The sequence below is a fragment of the Mucilaginibacter sp. 3215 genome (assembly GCF_050433785.1).
GTDB lineage: Bacteria > Bacteroidota > Bacteroidia > Sphingobacteriales > Sphingobacteriaceae > Mucilaginibacter.
Genome location: NZ_JBNPWO010000006.1, coordinates 199,751 through 219,084, shown reverse-complemented (window position 1 = coordinate 219,084; position 19,334 = coordinate 199,751). Strand labels below are relative to the sequence as shown.

Annotated in this window: 15 protein-coding genes; 9 read left to right on the top strand and 6 right to left on the bottom strand. The window is 43.2% G+C overall.

Translation table 11 applies throughout. The annotated features are described in order from the left end of the window. Positions 1-5: 5 nt before the first annotated feature. From yidC to ABIC84_RS13495, 3 genes are all read left to right on the top strand, one after another. Positions 6-1,853 (top strand): membrane protein insertase YidC, encoded by a 1,848-nt coding sequence (gene yidC / locus ABIC84_RS13505; RefSeq protein ID WP_429263865.1) that lies wholly within the window; start codon positions 6-8, stop codon positions 1,851-1,853. A gap of 225 nt (positions 1,854-2,078) precedes the next feature. Continuing rightward, positions 2,079-3,443 carry an exonuclease domain-containing protein gene (locus ABIC84_RS13500; protein WP_429263864.1) on the top strand — a complete coding sequence of 455 codons (1,365 nt, stop codon included), beginning with the start codon at positions 2,079-2,081 and terminating at the stop codon, positions 3,441-3,443. A 148-nt stretch (positions 3,444-3,591) separates the two neighbouring features. Then, positions 3,592-4,128: a pyridoxamine 5'-phosphate oxidase family protein gene (locus ABIC84_RS13495; protein ID WP_426589310.1), complete on the top strand. Its 537-nt coding sequence runs from the start codon at positions 3,592-3,594 to the stop codon at positions 4,126-4,128. Between the two features lie 84 nt (positions 4,129-4,212). Here the strand turns inward: ABIC84_RS13495 and ABIC84_RS13490 are convergent, their stop codons facing one another. Together ABIC84_RS13490 and ABIC84_RS13485 are read right to left on the bottom strand one after the other, a co-directional pair. Continuing rightward, a complete protein-coding gene (locus ABIC84_RS13490; RefSeq protein ID WP_429263863.1) occupies positions 4,213-6,213 on the bottom strand; it encodes a prolyl oligopeptidase family serine peptidase in 2,001 nt (666 codons plus the stop codon). 39 nt (positions 6,214-6,252) lie between these two features. Further along, a complete protein-coding gene (locus tag ABIC84_RS13485; protein ID WP_429263862.1) occupies positions 6,253-8,226 on the bottom strand; it encodes a prolyl oligopeptidase family serine peptidase in 1,974 nt (657 codons plus the stop codon). 182 nt (positions 8,227-8,408) lie between these two features. On the opposite strand from ABIC84_RS13485, the gene ABIC84_RS13480 reads away from it, so the two are divergent. The 5 genes from ABIC84_RS13480 (at position 8,409) to ABIC84_RS13460 (ending at position 13,675) form a co-directional block, all read left to right on the top strand. Next, the gene (locus ABIC84_RS13480) at positions 8,409-9,557 is read left to right on the top strand and encodes an exo-alpha-sialidase (RefSeq protein ID WP_429263861.1); all 1,149 of its coding nucleotides are present in this window, start codon (positions 8,409-8,411) and stop codon (positions 9,555-9,557) included. Between the two features lie 145 nt (positions 9,558-9,702). After that, the gene (locus ABIC84_RS13475) at positions 9,703-10,359 is read left to right on the top strand and encodes a hypothetical protein (RefSeq protein WP_429263860.1); all 657 of its coding nucleotides are present in this window, start codon (positions 9,703-9,705) and stop codon (positions 10,357-10,359) included. Positions 10,360-10,413: 54 nt separating this feature from the next. Beyond that, a complete protein-coding gene (locus ABIC84_RS13470; protein WP_429263859.1) occupies positions 10,414-11,334 on the top strand; it encodes an ABC transporter ATP-binding protein in 921 nt (306 codons plus the stop codon). Continuing rightward, positions 11,327-12,580 (top strand): ABC transporter permease, encoded by a 1,254-nt coding sequence (locus ABIC84_RS13465; protein WP_429263858.1) that lies wholly within the window; start codon positions 11,327-11,329, stop codon positions 12,578-12,580. Before ABIC84_RS13470 ends, ABIC84_RS13465 begins: the two co-directional genes overlap by 8 nt. 168 nt (positions 12,581-12,748) lie before the next feature. Continuing rightward, a complete protein-coding gene (locus ABIC84_RS13460; protein WP_429263857.1) occupies positions 12,749-13,675 on the top strand; it encodes an exopolyphosphatase in 927 nt (308 codons plus the stop codon). Between the two features lie 291 nt (positions 13,676-13,966). On the opposite strand, the gene ABIC84_RS13455 is transcribed toward ABIC84_RS13460, so the two are convergent. The 4 genes from ABIC84_RS13455 to ABIC84_RS13440 are packed head-to-tail and all read right to left on the bottom strand — an operon-like array spanning position 13,967 to position 17,114. After that, positions 13,967-14,245 (bottom strand): hypothetical protein, encoded by a 279-nt coding sequence (locus ABIC84_RS13455; RefSeq protein WP_429263856.1) that lies wholly within the window; start codon positions 14,243-14,245, stop codon positions 13,967-13,969. Then, the gene (locus ABIC84_RS13450) at positions 14,242-15,639 is read right to left on the bottom strand and encodes a radical SAM protein (protein ID WP_429263855.1); all 1,398 of its coding nucleotides are present in this window, start codon (positions 15,637-15,639) and stop codon (positions 14,242-14,244) included. The genes ABIC84_RS13455 and ABIC84_RS13450 overlap by 4 nt, the downstream gene beginning before the upstream one ends. Beyond that, on the bottom strand, positions 15,632-16,384 hold the full coding sequence (locus tag ABIC84_RS13445) for a prolipoprotein diacylglyceryl transferase (protein ID WP_429263854.1): 753 nt from the start codon (positions 16,382-16,384) through the stop codon (positions 15,632-15,634). The genes ABIC84_RS13450 and ABIC84_RS13445 overlap by 8 nt, the downstream gene beginning before the upstream one ends. Positions 16,385-16,406: 22 nt before the next feature. Further along, positions 16,407-17,114: a carboxypeptidase-like regulatory domain-containing protein gene (locus ABIC84_RS13440; RefSeq protein WP_429263853.1), complete on the bottom strand. Its 708-nt coding sequence runs from the start codon at positions 17,112-17,114 to the stop codon at positions 16,407-16,409. Between the two features lie 160 nt (positions 17,115-17,274). Between ABIC84_RS13440 and ABIC84_RS13435 the strand changes: the two genes are divergently transcribed. Continuing rightward, the gene (locus tag ABIC84_RS13435) at positions 17,275-19,260 is read left to right on the top strand and encodes a M1 family metallopeptidase (protein ID WP_429263852.1); all 1,986 of its coding nucleotides are present in this window, start codon (positions 17,275-17,277) and stop codon (positions 19,258-19,260) included. Positions 19,261-19,334: the final 74 nt, after the last annotated feature.

Below are 19,334 nucleotides of genomic sequence, written 5' to 3'. Positions count from 1 at the left end.
AGATAATGGATAAAAATACGTTTACAGGATTATTCCTGATCATGGCGATCATTGCCGGCTCGATATACTTTTTAAAGCCATCGGAAGCCGACCTTAAAAAAGAGCGCGAAGTACAGCACCAGGATTCGCTGAAAAAAGCTGGTGCCGCTGTAGCTGCCGCTGCTGCTAAAACCACAGCTAAGTTTGATACCGCCAAAACAGCCAAAGTTGATTCGGCTTTATTGAAAATGCCTTTTGGCGCCGCATCTGTTGGTAAAGAAGAGTTTGTTACTATCGGTAATAAAGAGTTGCTTATTAAATTAAGCACCCATGGAGGCAAGGTAGCTTCCGTTGAGTTAAAAAACTACAAAACTTTTGATAAGAAGCCCCTGGTGCTTTTCAGCGGCGACAATAACCAATTTGGATTGAAGTTTGCTGCCGGTGTTGCCAATATCAACACCAACAATTACTATTTTACCTCAAGTACAAAGGAACTTAATATAGCCGAAAAAGATTCCGGTTCGGTTACTATGCGTTTAAGCTACAGCCCTACCCAATATATTGATTATATATACAGCTTAAAAGGTGATGGTTTTAAACTTGGCTTAACCATTAAGCCTACCGGCCTTGACGGCGTTATTGCCAACAGCAGCACCATTAACCTTAACTGGGCCACCAGCCTGCACAAACAGGAAAAAGACATCAAAATGGAGCGCCAGTATTCAACGGTGTACTATTACAATACCGATGGAGACGCTGATTACCTAAGCGAAGGCAAAGACGATCAAAAAACTATCAGCGATAAAAAAATGGCCTGGGTTGCTTTTAAACAGCACTTCTTTTCAAATGTGTTGATAGCTAAGGGCGGCATTACCAAAACAGATATTGCTGTTGCTACTGATTTTAATGATACCACCGATGTAAAACAAATGAAAGCCGATCTGTCGCTTACCCGCGGCACTGATGGTTCTTTACCGTTGGAGTTTTACTTTGGACCCAACCGTTTTAATACGCTTAAAGACCAGGGGCACGACCTTGATAAACTGGTTAATCTGGGTTGGGGACCATTAAAATATATCAACCGTTTTGCGGTATTGCCTGTATTTAACTTCCTTAACAAGTTTAACTGGAACTATGGTTTGATTATCCTGGTATTGACTGTATTGCTTAAACTGGTGTTATCGCCGCTCACTTACAAGTCATACCTTTCAATGGCCAAAATGCGTGTGCTGAAGCCCGAAATGGATGAGATCAAAGCTAAAGTTGGTGAGGATAACCCTACATTACTACAACAGGAGTATCTTAAGCTTTACAAAAAAGCAGGTGTTAATCCATTGGGTGGCTGTTTACCATTGCTCATCCAAATGCCGATTGTTATCGCGTTCTTCCGCTTTTTCCCGAGTTTGTTTGAGCTAAGGGGCGAAAGTTTTCTGTGGATGCATGACCTTTCAACTTATGATTCAGTTATTAAATTTGCTCCGATAGCTTTCCTTGGCGGTGTTAACCACATTAGCTTAATGTGTTTACTAATGACCATTTCAACGTTGATCTATACTTATTTCAACAACCAGATCTCCGGTGCTACAGGGCAAATGAAATACATTGGCTACATCACTCCGCTGGTATTCCTGTTCACGCTTAACAGTTACCCTGCCGGTTTGAACTATTATTACTTTTTGGCCAACATGTTCACCTTTTTACAGCAATACCTGATCAAATTCATGGTTGATGATAAAAAAATCCATGCCCAGATCCAGGAGAATAAAAAGAAGCCTGAAGATACCAAGAAGAAAAAATCAGGCTTTGGTGCCAAAATGGAAGAGATGATGCGCCAGCAACAACAGATACAGGCTAATAAGAATAAGAAGTCTTAAGTCTTTAGTCGGAAGTCCGCAGTCGGAAAGTCCGAAAGATATTTAAGCCCCTGGGAAAGTTTCTCAGGGGCTTTTGTTTTTTACAATCGTCATTGCGAGGTACGAAGCAATCGCGAATTGTCAGGGCGGCTCTGTAAGTCGGGGATTGCTTCGTTCCTCGCAATGACGTTTTTTTACATTTCATCACTAAAATAATTAGCAAATTTATATTACATTTGAAATATCATGTATGCAATTGTCGATATAGAAACTACAGGGGGGCATGCCAGCGCTAATGGTATCACTGAAATAGCCATATGCATACATGATGGAAAAAAAGTAGTAAAGCGGTTTGAAACACTTGTTAACCCGCAGCGCGAGATCCCTATTTACATTAGCGCCTTAACAGGTATTACCAACGAGATGGTAAAGGATGCCCCCCCTTTTGAGGATGTGGCAGCTGATATTTACCACCTCATTCACGGTAAAATCTTTGTAGCGCACAATGTAAATTTTGATTTTTCTTTTGTCAGATATCATCTTGCTGCCGCGGGATATGATCTGCAAACAAATAAGCTTTGTACTGTAAGGCTTGGGCGTAAGATATTGCCAGGCTTGCCTTCATATAGCCTTGGCAGATTGTGTAAACATTTGGGTATAGATAATCAAAGCCGCCACCGTGCCATGGGCGATGCTGAAGCTACTGCCGAGCTGTTTACCTTATTGCTGAAAAGCGATACAGAGAACCACATCAAACAGTCGCTTAAGCAAGGTTCAAAAGATCAGGTGCTGCCACCCAACTTATCCAAAAAAGACATTGACCAGTTGCCATATACACCGGGCGTATATTATTTTCATGATCAAAAAGGTAAAGTAATATACGTAGGTAAAGCCAAAAACGTTAAAAAAAGGGTAAGCAGCCATTTTACTGGCAACAACCCGGGTTTTCAGCGACAGGAATTTTTGCGCAATATTCACCAGGTTAGCTATCAGGTTTGCGGCACCGAACTCATTGCTTTTGTATTGGAAGCCATCGAGATCAAACGCCTGTGGCCTAAATACAATCGCTCATTAAAACGTTTTGAAAACGCTTTCTGTCTTTACGCTTTTGAAGATCAACGCGGGTACATTCGCCTTGCGGTTGATAAATACCGTAAATACAGCGACCCGATATACACCTGCAATTCCCTGCTTGATGGCTATAACCTGCTCAACAAACTGATAGAAGCATTTGATTTATGTCCTAAGCTTTGTTTTATACAAAAAAACAATGAGCCCTGCCTCAGTGCAGCCGGAAATACCTGCGCCTGCGAAGGTGTTGAACCTCCAGACAGTTATAACGAAAAGGTCAACAACGCCATCGATCAGCTTAAACAGGCTTTACCAACTTATGCAATCAGGGATGAGGGCCGTACCGGCGATGAGCACAGCTGTATTTTGGTGGAGAAAGGCCAGTTTTATGGTATGGGCTATATCTCCCATTATTTTGATGCCAATAACATACAGCAACTCAAAAGCTATCTCACACCTTATCCGGGGAATGACTATATCAAAAATATTGTAGCAACTTATGCTTCAAAATATCCGGACAGGATGGTGGTGTTTGGGTAATGATTAATATTAACTTACGAAGTTTTAAAAACTTCGTAAGTTAGACCACCATTTCTAACTAAATAATTATCTATTAAGTTAAATAAATCCACACAATTGAGTTTTTGATTGGTTACCCTTATAACATTTACCACAAAAACTTGAAACAATGGATAGTATTAATCAACAACAGCCCGAGGATAATATGAAGGACTTGAATGGACCTGAAGCCCTGGCCAAGATCAAAGAACTTGCCGAAAGCGCAAAAAGCTGCTTCTTTGTGAGCAGTCTTAAAACAGGCGTACCTGCTTCAGTGAGGCCAATGTCGGCACAGAAAATTGACGATGAGGGCAACTTTTGGTTTCTGAGCGCTAATGACAGCCATAAAAATGAGGAGTTAGCTAAAGACCCCTTTGTCCATCTGCTTTTCCAGGGTTCCGGATATTCTGACTTTTTAAACCTTTATGGGATAGCCACCATTACCGAAGATAAAGAAAAGATCAAAGAACTATGGGAACCGACACTCAAAGTGTGGTTTACCGAAGGTGTCGACGATCCGCGCATCAGCGTTATTAAAGTTGAACCAACCGAAGGCTATTATTGGGACAATAAACATGGTAATGCCGTTGCTTTTGTAAAACGGCTCGCCGGTGCCGCTATTGGTAAAACCATTGATGATTCGGTTGAAGGAAAGCTGGTTGTCTGAAATCAGAATTTTCAGAATTATTGATTTTACAGAATAAAAGAAAAGGCTCAGAGGTAATTATCTGAGCCTTTTTTAAGTTGCCTATCAAAAAGCTCCCGCTTTAGGGGACTGGGGGGCCAAATATTTATCAAACCATTCAATATAGCGCTTCAGTCGGTCAACCTGGTAGCTTGGTACGGTAATACCGTGATACTGGCCGGGATAAAGTACCAGTTGCGTTGGCACACCCTGCGATCTCAGCGCTTCATACATTTGTTCGCCCCCGCCGGTGGGCACGTTAAAGTCTTTTAAACCCGACATGAACTGGGTTGGCGTTTTTATTTTATCAGCATGAAAAAATGGGTACGACAGCTTAATGTACTTATCAGCATTTTTCCAGGGTGCCCCCAATTCATTATCGTATTGCATCACCCATTGATCTGATCCATAAATGGCTAACTGTAAGGCACTGCCCGCCCCGCTTGATGCTGCTTTAAAGCGGGGATCAGTAGCTATGGTATAATCGGTAAGGATGCCTCCGTAACTCCAACCGCCAATTCCCAGGCGGTCTTTATCGGCTATACCAAGTTTAACCAGTTCATCTACAGCACCCAGTAAGTCTTTCACTTCCTTATTGCCCCAATCGGCATAAATAGCTTTGGTATATTCGATGCCGCGCCCGGTACTGCCGCGGTAATTTACAGCGGCTACAGCATAACCGGCGCAGGCCAATGTTTGCCTGATCTCATCAAACTCAAACTCGTCCTGATCGGTAGGGCCACCGTGAATGTAAAGAATGAAAGGCATTTTCTTAGTAACTACGCTATCGGGCGTATAAAGTATCCCCGAAACCAGTGTGCCATCGCTGCTGAACGACTGGAAACCTTTCACATAGGCCAGCTTAACTTCGTTCAGCCACTTTTCCTGGTGAAAAGTTAAACGGCGGATTTTTCCGTTTTCAATCGCCACCAGCTCATGCGGCATGTATGGCGTGGTCATCTTCCCTACCCATACACCTAACGAATGGCTCATTATATCAGCAAAACTGCATTGGTTCCCTTTATACACCAATACCGATTTACGGGTAAGCAGGTTATACCTGTTGATATAACGGACTCTGTCGCTGTGTACCAGGTATTCCAGGTCTTTGCTGTCCCGGCTCCATGCAATATTGCTAACAGGCCTGTCCAATTGATCCGTTAACGGACGATTATTTTTCCCGTCGGCATCCATCAGATATAAAACATCGTGCTGATAGATGAAATAATCTGCATCGCTTGTTGAACGGAGGTAAGCAATACGCTTGCCGTCCGGGCTCCAAAGGGGATTGATATCATGGCCGGTAAAAGTGGTAAGCTGTTGCGGCTCGGTACCGGGTTTAGCTTCTATCGTGAAGATGTCTGTATTTTCATTCCGATCCGGATCGGCCGTATGATTACTTACGTAGGCAATCGTTTTTCCGTCGGGGCTCCACTGCGGGGAACTATCGTCCATATTACCGCTGGTCAGGGTATCCAGCTTTTTTGCGGCCACATCATACAAGTACAAATGCGAATGCCGGTGTTGCAGATACCCTTCAATATCCTGCTTAAAATGGTAACGGTCTATTTTTATAGGAGGAGTAGTTTTGGGCGTTTCCTTTCCTTTGTTTTCGGGATCTTTAATGATCAATGCCAGCCTTTTGCTATCCGGCGACCAAACATACTCTTCGAGTTCACCTTTAATATCGGTCAGCTTGTGCCCCTCGCCACCGCGCCTGTCCATCAGCCAAACCTGCCCGCCGTTCTTTGAATCCTTTTCGGACAGATAAGAAATAAACTTACCATCAGGGGTCCATTTAGGAGTGGATGCCGGCTCATCGCCATAAGTAAGCTGAATAGATTGCTTGCCGTCAAAACTCTGCATCCACAAGTGCGATACACGCTTATCCTTAGCTGTATCCACCTCAGATAATTCGTAAACCACCCATTTACCATCCGGAGAAAGCTGCGGCGCCATCAGCGTTGGCTGTTTATACAGATCGGTAGGTTTAAGTGGCTTTTTCGCAGTTTGAGCAATCAACGGTAAAGAAGCCAATCCGCCTAAAATCAACAGGACATATTTCATAAAATACGATAAAAAAACCGTTTCGAGGGCATAAAAATATTATTTTTTTAAATACCTATCATACCATTCCACATAGCGCTGCAACCTGTCAACCTGGTAGCTTGGTTTGGTAAGGCCGTGAAACTGATTGGGATATAATATCAATTCGGTTGGGATACCTTGTGTGCGTAATGCTTCATACATCTGCTCACTGCCGATGGTTGGCACGTTAAAGTCTTTCAAGCCGGACATAAACAGTACCGGGGTCTTTATTTTATTAGCATGAAAAAACGGGTACGAGATCTGGATCCATTTATCAACATTTTTCCAGGGTACGCCTATTTCGTTTTCGTACTGTAACACATATTGGTCGCTACCATAAACCGAAAGCTGCAGCGCACTACCCGCTCCGCTGGCTGCTGCTTTAAAGCGGGTATCAGAGGCTATCGTATAGTCGGTAAGGATGCCGCCATAACTCCAGCCGCCTATGCCCAGCTTATCAGGATCGGCGATGCCTAATTTCTCAAGTTGATCGACAGCCCCAAGCAAATCTTTTACCTCCTTATTGCCCCAATCGGCATAAATGGCTTTACAATAATCCAACCCGCGGCCATTACTACCCCTGTAGTTCACAGCCGCTACAGCGTAACCGGCAGCAGCCAGCGTTTGCCTTGTAGCATCAAAACCAAATTCATCCTGCCCTACCGGGCCGCCATGAATAAAAAGGATCAACGGATATTTTTTATTGGGAACGCTGTCGGGCGTTAAAATGATACCAGATACTTTTGTACCATCAACACTGGTTGATTCAAAACCTTTGACATAAGCCAGTTGTACAGTATTTAACCAGGCCTGATGGTGGAAAGTTAACCTGCGAAGCTTCCTATCTTCCAAAGCGAATAATTCGGCGGGGGTATACGGGTCTGTTTTTTGTACTACCCAGTTGCCCGAAAGGTTGGTGTTTATATCGTTGAAAACATAATCACCCTTGTTAATCGGCGTGATTTTGCCAGTGTTGATGTTGATATTAGCCAAATAGCGGGTACGATCGTCCGTTACTATAAATACGATGTTCTTACTGTCTTTGGCCCAGGTTTGCGCCCCGGCGGGGCGATCAAGCTGCAGCGTAAGCGGTTTGTTATTTTGCCCTACAACGTCCATTATGCAAACCACATTTTGATCATACATCATATAATCAGCATCGCTGGTTGAGCGCAGGTAGGAAATATACCTGCCATCGGGGCTCCATTGCGGGTTACCGTCCCTCCCCTTCCAGGTGGTTAGCTGCAACATGCTGGCGCCTGGCCGGGCATCAATGGTAAAAATATCGGTATTTTGATTTTTATCGGGATCGGCACTGCGGTTACTCACAAATGCAATAGTCTTACTGTCCGGCGACCATACCGGCGAACTTTCATCTTTATCGCCCCTGGTTAATGTATCCAGCTTTTTTGTGGTTACATCAATTAAATACAGGTGGTTATGCAGGTGCTGAAGATATCCTATTATATCCTGTTTAAAATGATAGCGGTCAATAACAATGGGTTTGGGGGTTTTGGGTTCTTCCTTGTCTTTATTTTCCGGGTCGCCTATCACCATTACCAAACGCTTGCCATCAGGGCTCCAGGCGTAATCGCTCAAATCGCCTTTAATATTGGTCAGTTTTACCCCTTCGCCACCCCGGCGGTCGATGAGCCAAACCTGTGAGCCTGTTTTTGAATCGCGCGAAGACAGGAATGATACATACTTACCATCCGGGCTCCAGCGCGGCGATGAGGCAGCCTCCTCACCATGGGTCAGTTCGATAGACTCTTTGCCATCAAAACTCTGCATCCACAGGTGTGATACACGACGGTCTTTTGCAGTATCAACTTCAGAAACACTATAAGCCACCCACTTGCCATCGGGCGATAATTGCGGGTCGCTTACCGTTGGGATCCGGTAAACATCAGCAGGTTTTAAAGCTTTTTTCTGTTGGGCAGATACATTAACGGCGGCAGAAAGCGTAAGTATAAGGAATAAGGCTCGCTTCATAAATGATGTATGTTGATAGAGCCTGTAATTTAGTAAAAGAACCTTGATTTATGGAATAAAAGGATTGCCACGATTTTGTTATAAAATTTTCGCATATTAATAACGATGATTTTTCTGGACAAACAAACGCGGGCACCTCAACTCCACTTTCACTTACCGGATAATTTGCGTTAATTAGGATCATGTCTGCAAAATTCAAGCTACTCTTTGTTATCTGCTTTTTTTTATCCATTCTTAATACCCATGCTCAAATCCCGGCTATTCGCAACAATTACCAAACCGAAGCCGGAGTGCCAAAGTTAACCATCGAACGATCAATGATCTATTCGCCGGATAAAGAGTGGCTTTACAACCATCATGCTTCTATCATTCATTTTAAAGACCGCTTTGTGGCAATATGGAGCAACGGAATGATTGATGAGGATTCGCCGGGGCAAAGGGTGGTTTATGCCACTTCTAAAGATTTTAAACACTGGTCGGCATTAAAAACCTTAGTCACTCCAGGCAAAGTCAACGATACGCTCACGGTTCTCACCGCCGCCGGGCTTTATCAATATAAAGGAACTTTGGTAGCCTATTACGGCGATTACGACAAACATCGCAATAACACCCACTTGTGGGCCAAAACCAGCACCGACGGCGAGCATTGGAGCGAACCGCTTGATATGCATTTGCCAGTTGTACCAAACCACGGCCCGGAGGTTACCAATAGCGGAAAGCTGATCATCAGCGGTAATTTCACTTTCCCTTACACAGATGATCCCCGCGGACTTTCGGGCTGGAAGCTGAGCAGCTTTTATCCCGATTCACTTTATAAACAGGATAACCCTGCTATGTTTTATGCGCCTGCCGCAAAATCAGGTTTACCGCCGCTTTGCGAAGGTTCGTTTTTCCAAACAAACGACAATATACTGCATATGTTGCTCAGGGTAACCGGCAAAGGCTGGAAAGGCCATTTATGGCTTACAGAAAGCAAAGACAACGGCAAAAGCTGGTCGCGGCCGGTTGAGGCCCCCTTTTCGGACAATGACAGTAAATTTCATTTCGGTCGGTTACCGGATAAGCGATTTTATTATGTTGGTATTCCTGATATACTTCATCATTATGACCGTAACCCGCTGGTGTTATCCCTTTCTGCCGATGGCAAATCATTCGAGAAAAACTATATCATAGCTAATGAGTTGTACCATCTAAAAAAAGAAGGTTTGTGGAAAGGCGGGCAATATGGTTACCCACATACCATCATTTACAATGGCTATATGTATGTAATCATTTCGAGGCAAAAGGAGGCTATTGAAACGCTGAGGTTTAGCTTAAAGCAACTGAAATAAATCCGCAGGCTATATAATTAAACAAACAACGTATTTTGTACCAAAACAATTACACCGTTTTTTAATTTCAATAAACGGCCATACCTTATTACCGGTTAGGCTAAATTGTTATGCCGTTCACTTTAAATATAAACCTACCCTGCTCATGAAACCAACTCGAGATACTGCCTACCTTACCATTGCCACATCAGTAATAAGTGCTTTGGTATTATTGCTAATGCATGCCATGCAAACCATTTCATTTACAGTTCCGGAAAGTGTCAGGCATTTATTCTCATTTATTCCGGTCATCTGTTTTGCGTGGCTGATGATATTTGTGATAAGTATTTTTAAGTATACCAATGAAAAACCTTTTATAGTGAATGCATTTATCATTTACGCGATCTATAGCGTGATATGGGGCTTAGTTAGTGCGGCTATCGGCATTTTCCAAATCAATGTACAATCATTAATCATCTTTTACCAGGTTAGCGGTGCTATCAATTTCCTGATAATAATATGCCTCGTGATCATGACTTTTTTGCTACGCCCAACAGAATTCAGGCTGCCATTGCGGCTTTTTGCCCTGGGCGAGCTATTTATCCCGATATTTTACACAGCTGTACCGTTAGTATTTACACTCGTCGGAAATTCCAGTTATATTTTTTACATCCGATATCTCGGACTTGTGTATCTGATAATTCCTGTTATCGGAATTTACATAGCTGTAACAGCCTTAAATGTTATCAATAACCAGCAATGGCAAAAGCCGTTCTATGAAATGGACAACCCCGGCCAACCATATGATAAACCGGAACTGTAACTTTTATTGGTTAACTCCATCTAACAAGCAAAACAGATACATAAACCTGAACAAATGCTAAGCATCCGCAATATTGTTAAACAATACGCCCGTCACCGCGCACTCAGTGATGTAAGTTTGGAAGTTGAAAGCGGGCAGATTTTCGGCTTGCTTGGCCCTAACGGCGCCGGTAAAACATCCCTTATCCGTATAGTTAACCAAATTACCGCTCCCGATTCGGGCGAGATCTATTTTAACGGTGAAAAACTTAATCAATCGCACATTGAACGTATCGGCTACCTGCCCGAAGAACGCGGCTTGTACAAGAAGATGGAGATCGGTGAGCAAATGATTTACCTGGCCCGTTTAAAAGGCTTAAGCCGGGCTGAAGCTCAAAAACGCCTTAAATTTTGGTTTGAGAAACTGGGGATGGAAACCTGGTGGAAAAAGAAAATAGAAGAGCTTTCAAAGGGCATGCAGCAAAAAGCGCAGTTTGTGGCAACTGTACTACATGAGCCCGACCTGATCATTTTAGATGAGCCTTTCAGCGGATTTGACCCCGTAAATGCCGAGCTGATTAAAGACGAAATACTGGAACTGAATAAAAAAGGCGCTACTATTTTATTTTCAACACACCGAATGGAATCAGTAGAGGAGCTTTGCGATGCTATTGCCCTCATCCATAAATCGCACAAGATACTGGATGGCAAGGTTAAACATATCCGCAATTCGTACCGTAACGAAACCTACCTCATTGAGTATGCCGGCGAACGTATTGCATTTGATGGCCGCCAGCCATTTGAAATAATGAGCGAAGTTATTGCCGATGATGATAATCACAATATCAAGATAAAACTAAAGGAAGGACATAACTCCAATGATATATTGCAACACTTAATTCCTAAAGCGCGGGTAAATATGCTGCAGGAGGTTATTCCGAGCATGCACGAAATTTTTATTGAAAAAGTAAACCTAAATTCCACCGGCCATGAATAAAGTATTACTCATTATACAACGCGAGTACCTTACCCGTGTACGAAAAAAATCATTTATCATCATGATATTCGTAGTACCGCTGCTGATCCTGGCCATGGGATTTGTTGTTACTATGGTAGCCAAAGACAGCGATAAATTATCTTCCTTACAAACGGTTAATGTGATTGATAAAAGCGGCGATTTCGCCAATAAATTTCACGATGTAACTAACGTAAAGTTCACCTATGCCCTCACTGATCTTAAGTCGTCAAAACAATTATTAAAGGAGAGCGAGGGTATTTCTATTTTATATATCCCTGCACACTATACACAGAAGGACTCAGTACAGATCTTTTCAAAAAGGAAAGCCTCTATCCCTCTTTCCGAAGAAATTGAGAAGCAGATGAGCGATATTGCCTTTTCAAACAACCTCATCAGGCATCATATTGATACAGCCTTATTACGAAGTATAAAAAGAACCAACATATCATTAAACGCCATTGAAATTTCTGACAAAGGCGATAAGAGCGCCAATATCGGCCCCAATATTTTGATCGGTATTGCCTGCGCTATCCTTATTTACATATCCCTGTTTATATACGGCGGGCAGGTAATGCGTGGGGTGATTGAGGAAAAAACCAATCGTATTATCGAGGTGGTAATATCGTCAGTAAAACCGTTTCAGTTGATGCTGGGCAAAATTATTGGTGTTGGCTTGGTTGGCTTAACCCAATTTGGCGCCTGGATAATTTTATCCGTAATATCCACCAAAATAGCCGGCCACGCGCTTAACTCTCCAACCAGCCCTATGGTAAATGCGCTCGCGGTGTTACAAACTATTCCGTTCGGGTATATCATGGGCTGCTTTATATTTTACTTTTTAAGCGGATATCTTTTATACGCTGCCCTGTTTGCTGCCGTAGGCTCGGCAGTTGACAGTGAAACAGAAACCCAGCAGTTTATGTTTCCTATTACCATGCCCTTACTGTTCACTTATATTTTATCGGTATCGGTATTATTTCGCGCGCCGGATAGTCCGCTGGCTGTATGGTTGTCCATGATCCCTTTCACAGCACCGGTAGCTATGATGGTACGGATTCCGTTTGATCCACCAATATGGCAGGTTGCTGTTTCCATGTGTATGATGGTTATTGGCTTTTTATTTACCACGTATGTTGCGGCGCGGATCTACCGGGTAGGCGTATTAATGTACGGCAAAAAAGCAAGCTATAAAGAATTGGCCAAATGGTTTTTTTATAAAGAATAGTTTTCAAGCTTAAAGCCGAAAGCGAAAGGCTTAAAGCCACCTGAGTGTGTCAGACTTTTACATTATACTTAACTTAAGCTTTTGGCTTTTGGGCTCGAGCTTTAGGCTCATCAAAAGCTTTTTGCTTTAAGTCTTCAGCTTTAGGCTCAAAAAAACTATTTTAGCCATATGAGTAAACGCGTTGCAGTAATGGATTTGGGTACAAATACCTTCCATTTATTGATTGCCGAAGGCGAGGTCCACAACTACCGGGAAATTGTGCACATCACTGAAGCCGTTAAACTTGGTGAAGGCGGCATTAATAAGGGTTATATTTTGCCCGAAGCTTTTCAACGTGGGGTAAATACCATGCAACGTTTTCAGGAACTTATCGCAGCCAACCATGTTGACGGTGTTAGGGCGATAGCAACTTCGGCCTTGCGGAGTGCATCAAACGGAAAGGATTTTATTAAAGAAGTTGAAGCCCAAACGGGCATTACTATCGAAATTATCGACGGCGAACAGGAAGCCGGCTTTATCTACAGCGGTGTAAAGTTAAGCGGCTGTTTATCGGCCAAAAATTCGCTCATCATGGATATTGGTGGCGGCAGTGTAGAGTTTATTTTAGGCAACGCCGATAAGATCCTATGGAAACAAAGTTTTGAAGTTGGCGCGGCACGTCTTATGGACCAGTTTCACCATACTGACCCTATTCCTCCCGCCTCTATTGAGGCCATGAATTTGTATCTGGAGGATACGCTGAATGATCTGTTCATTGCCACTGCAGGCATTGAAATTGATACCCTTGTTGGCTCATCAGGCTCGTTTGAAACTTTTGCCGGATTGATTGAAACAGAAAAGGCCCGAGTCTTTGATTTAAAGAGCATTCAGCATTATGATTTTGATGAAGAAGAATTGTTGGCTATCACCAATAAACTTATTCTCTCAAGCCATAAAGAGCGTTTGGGTAATCCGGGGATTATCCCGGTACGGGTTGATATGATCGTAGCTGCCTCTTTGGTTACCCGTTTTATTATGCATGCGCTGGATATTCATAAAGTGAGCATGTGTACTAACTCATTAAAAGAAGGGGTTTTGGCGGGGATGTTAGCCTAAATGGAGAAAACAACCCAGCATGACGAAAAACCAATTAGCAGTACTACGAGTGCGCTAAACAAAAATTCTTTTCTCAAAGCAAAAATTGCCAATATCAGGCATAGTAATATATGTAAAAAAATAACGAAGGCTTCGGCTATTATAATAAACTCTTCATTAACAACCCATCTGAAATATATAGTGTAAGCTGCCAATATCGCTAAATTGATACCTACAACCATCATTTTATTACTACCGGGGGACTTCTTCTGCGTTTCCATTATACTTTTATATATACCAGCTTATAAGATACTAAAACCTTACCAGTGAAACACAGGTTGAAAATCCAATTACTAAAACCAGTAAACCGGCTAAAAACCAACTCCATTTACGGAAATACAATGAAAGTATAATACAAACAATCACTTGGGCAATCATTAGCAACCCGGCGATTAGACCGCCGTCGATCAGCAGACTAAGCAACGTATAGCCGACAAATACTGCCAGATTAATCCCTACTATCTTGATTCCGCCTGAAGGTTTATTACCAGGAAGCTGATTTGGTGGTTGTAATTGTTCTTCCTCTGTCATACCAAAATTTCTCCTCTTAATTGCTCCAGATATTCCCGCTTATCATCCCTGTAAAAAATGTTCATGGTTTCAAAAGGGATGATCTGCATGTCTTTATTTACAATGTGTACACATGATTTTTTGATAGCACGCACATCAAAATTCTGCGCATCTATAAACTGCATTATAATCACCCTGAACAAGTTATCGTAGCTTAAACTTGGCGCGTCAATTTCGGGCAGGCAGCATAATAACGAGTGCAGGTGTTCTTTAGCTTTGTCAACCGAATTACCTGTGCTGAACATATTGAGCAGATGGCCTTTCAGGCGTTCATCATTTTCGTATACAATAGTATTTTTTGAATTATCTAAAAGATCATCCGGGTTTATCATCCGGGTCAGCGGGATCACCTCGTCGCCCAATTTAAGGGCATAACCCATCACCAGGGCATCCGGGTTGCAGGGCACCGGGATCAGGTCGTTTTTATTAAAGATCTTGGTTTGTTCCAGTATCGCGCTACGCACTTCAGTGAGGGTATAGCGGTCGGTTTGCTCATTAAAATTCTCTAACCTGCCGGCCTGCTGGGTAGGCTGGAAGGTCACGCCACGAACGCAGGGTTGCTGTAAGGCATATTCAATAATTGTCCCCAACTCATCGGTATTTAAACCTTTTTGCAAAGTAACAACCAGTGTTGTTGACAGGTTATATTTATTAAGATTTTCAATTGCCTTTTGCCTTACCTCACGCAAATCCTCGCCCCGCAGATGCTCCAGCGCTTCTTTTTTAAAAGAATCAAACTGCAGGTAAATCTCAAAATCGGGCATGTAGGTTGCCAGCCGCTTTACAAAATTTTCATCTTTAGCTATGCGAATGCCGTTAGTATTTATCATCAGATGTTTGATAGGCTTGGTTTTGGCTATATCCAGGATCTCGAAAAACTGCGGGTGCACCGTTGGCTCTCCCCCGCTGATCTGTACCACATCCGGTTGGCCTTCATTTGCTACTACTACGTCCAGCATCTGTTCTATTTCGGCCAAAGTGCGATGCCTGCCATATGTGGGTGATGACATGGCGTAGCAGGTAGGGCAGCTTAAATTACATCGGTCTGTTACTTCAACAACAGTAAGGCATGAGTGCTGCTCATGGTCTTGGCACAGGCCGCAATCATACGGGCAGCCATAATGTGTCTTGGCGTTGAATTTAAGCGGCATTTCACTCCGCTTGGCATAGTTGCGGCAGTTTTTATAATATTCCACATCTGTGGCAATCAGCACCTTTTCAAAACCATGTTGGCGGCAGTTTTTAAGCATGTAAACCTTATCATCCTCAAAAACGATCTTGGCATCAACCCTACGCAAACAGGTGGAGCAAATGCTTAACGTAAAATCATAGTATATATACGGGCGTTCAGGCATGGTTTACAAACAGCTTTTGGGGATATAAAAATACTTTATAATAATACAAAATACCGGCGACAGAAACTAACTGAATTACCGATAAACCAAAACTGAAAAAGTAATCGGGTTTGATAAATTCAACCAGTAGCCTGAAAACGAGGTAGCTTGCCATGAATACTTTAAACCTTGCACCATCTGCAAAACGGTGGTTTTGTTCTATGAGTTTGAGTATACCCCAAAGCATTACCCAAAACACAATTTCATATAAATTGGTAGGATGCCTGCGGATACCATCGCCAAAATCGACAGCCCAGGGCAGGTTGGAGGCTATACCGTAAGTACCATCTTCCAGTCCGGCCAAAAAGCACCCTGTACGACCAATAACCATAGCTAGGATGAGCGGGTAAACCATCAGATCACCGGACGACGCGGTTACCCCCAACTGTTTTTTGGTAAGCTCGACACCTATCAATCCACCAAGCATCCCACCTACTATGGTTTTATTGCCCATAATATAGATGATATTGAAATGCGAAAACAGCAAAGGCGGATTTTCAAAGATCCCAACCAGGTGCGAACCAATAAATGCGCCTGCCGCCGCACCTATAAAGATGATAAGTCGATGATCGGTACTGATCTTATCAGCAGTATGTTTCCGTAACCAGGCGTAATACCGGTAACCTAAAAAGTACGACAATGTTTCGCAAACAAAATGTACCGGGATAGATGAGTTGCCTAAAGGTATATTTACAGGAAAATGCAAGTTTAGCTTTTATAATAAAGCCCTAAAATATGTTTTTTATTTTATGCCACAGGCGATGAATAAAAGAATGGCGCACAAATACACCTCCTACCACAACAAATTGTTCAGTTAGCGGTTCCGGCTCTAATTCTATTTTTATTTGCGACCTGTCAGCTATGTCGGCAAGCCTTATTTCCTGTGTCTTAAAACCGATAAAGCCAACAACAAGGGTATCTGCCTCCGAAAGTTCCAAAAACTTAAATTCGCCATCAACATCAGTGCTTGCACTTTCACCGTTTTTACAACGGACTGTAGCGCCGGGAATCGGAACATTAGTCCCTTTTTCGGTTACAAGGCCTTTTACTAATATTTGAACACTGGTAGGGACAGGTATGAGCAAATTGCTTTTACGTTGAAACTCTCCCTGCTCAAGGCTGTGCCTGGTTTTGGCTTCAGCTTTTTCAAGCTGGGTTAAGCTTATTATTGCTGCTGTCAGGATACCAATCCATGATAAGGATCGCTTATTATTTGCGCCAATACCCGCATTAATTTCAATCAGCTGCATTTGGCCAAATCTGCCGCAAACATTATCCTTTGCCGCAAGAAGTTTAATGGTCTCGTCATTGCTCATTACCGTAAAATCGATAACCGTTTTGCAGCAGTGATAACAATAACGACCGCTGTTAGCGGGTACCATCTGTGACCATTGCTCGTGGCAGGGTTTAGGTATGCTGATTTGTTGAATAGACATTATACCAACGTTTTAATTGATAAATATATTAATTCATCCGGGTGATTAAGTAGTTTATTATAATGATGCTACCCGGCATAAAATTCCATAATTATTTAAAACTTTTTTAACAAACTGTTTTCCGGCCATCCTTTGTATATTGGGTGCTTAATTGCACACCATGAAATTAAAATTTATCGGCATTGGTTTACTGTCGGTTTTAGCACTCGGCGCATTCGCGCAAAAAAGGAAACTCAATCCAAGCGATACGTCATCAAACTACAATCCGGCGGCAGCTTTTTCGCCTAGGTTTTATACCGAAAAAAGTAACGACTTTCATTCGGCTAATGGCGCACCCGGACCAAAGTACTGGCAAAACAGGGCGGACTATAACCTGAAAGTTACCCTGGATACCGTAAAGAAAACAATCAGCGGTACTGTGGTGATCAACTATACCAACAACAGCCCCGATGCCCTTCCGTATCTTTGGCTGCAGCTTGATCAAAATACTTATAAACAGGATGCCCGCTCTAACTTCTTCACAGACCATACCCCCGGCGCCGACCAGCATACCAGCGGTTACCAGATAGAATCCGTTTCGGTTGATAATGGTGATGTGGTTAAACCCGTACCTTATGTAATTACTGACGCCCGCATGCAGGTGCGCCTTGCACATCCGCTGCAAAAAGGTGCAATAAAGCTGCGCGTCAATTATCATTATACCATTCCGGGTGCTTTTGGTGGCCGTACCGACTATTGCGATACTAAAAATGGTAAGATCTACGAAATTGCGCAATGGTTTCCGCGGATGTGTGTTTATGACGATAGCCACGGCTGGGACACCCTGCCATTTTTGGGCAGCGGCGAGTTTTATTTAGATTATGGAGATATAGATTATTCGGTAACCGTACCATGGGATATGATCGTAGCAGGATCGGGCGAATTACTTAACCCAAAGGAGGTACTGACTGCTAAACAAATAGCCCGCTTAGACCAAGCCCGCAGCAGTGATAAAACCATCATGATCCGCGATTTGGCCGAAGTTAATGACCCAGCAAGTCGCCCGGTTAACAAGGGTACCCTCACCTGGCATTTCAAAATGCTCAATACCCGCGATGTTGCCTTCGGCGCATCAAAAGCTTACATATGGGATGCAGCGAGGGTTAACCTGCCCGGCGGTAAAAAATCGTTAGCGATGAGCGTTTACCCGGCCGAAAGCTATGGCAACGATGCCTGGGGCCGGGCCACCGAGTATCTCAAAAAATCAATTGAATACTTTTCTGAAAAATGGTTTGTATACCCTTACCCGGTAGCCATTAACGAGGCCGGTATTGCCGGCGGCATGGAGTATCCGGGTATTGTGTTTGATGGCATTACCGATAAAGGCAGCGTACTTTACTGGGTAACAGCGCACGAGATAGGCCATAACTGGTTCCCGATGATTGTAGGATCAAACGAGCGCCGCTATGCCTGGATGGATGAAGGCCTGAATACTTTTATTGACATATACGCGTCAGACGCTTTCAATAAAGGTGAATATGCACCCAAGCGTGATAGCGAGTATGCACCCGGTGGCGGTAACCCTGCCGATGAGATCATCCCCTCGCTGCTTGATCCGCAATCGCCAAGCATTATGACGGCCCCTGATGCCATCCCCGAAAAATACCGTCACCCTCTCACGTACTATAAGCCAGCCTTTGGCCTGGTGTTGCTGCGCGAGCAAATAATAGGAAAAGACAGATTTGACTACGCCTTTAAAAATTACATTAACCAGTGGGCCTTTAAGCACCCGCAGCCTGATGATTTTTTCCGTTCGATGGAGAATGGGGCGGGCGAAGACCTTTCCTGGTTTTGGAAGGGCTGGTTTTACAATAACTGGTTGGTTGATATAGCGCTTATCGACGCGAAATATGCAGGTAAAGATGCATCCAAAGGGATCACCATCAAAGCGGTAAACAAAGAGCAGTTACCCATGCCGTTTACTGTTGAGGTAAAATTTAAAGACGGCAATAAGAAACGCTTTTACCTGCCGGTTGAAACCTGGCTGCAGGCCGGGCAAATCACTTATACACTGCCCACCACACGGGAAGCCGAATCGGTGACCATTGATCCCGACAACGCCTTGCCTGATCTTAACCGCGGCAATAACGTACAAAAGATTAAATAAAGCATATAACGCCAGGTGTTCAATTTTTTAATGTGGAACACCTGGCGTATTTTTTTAAATAAACAAACACTGAT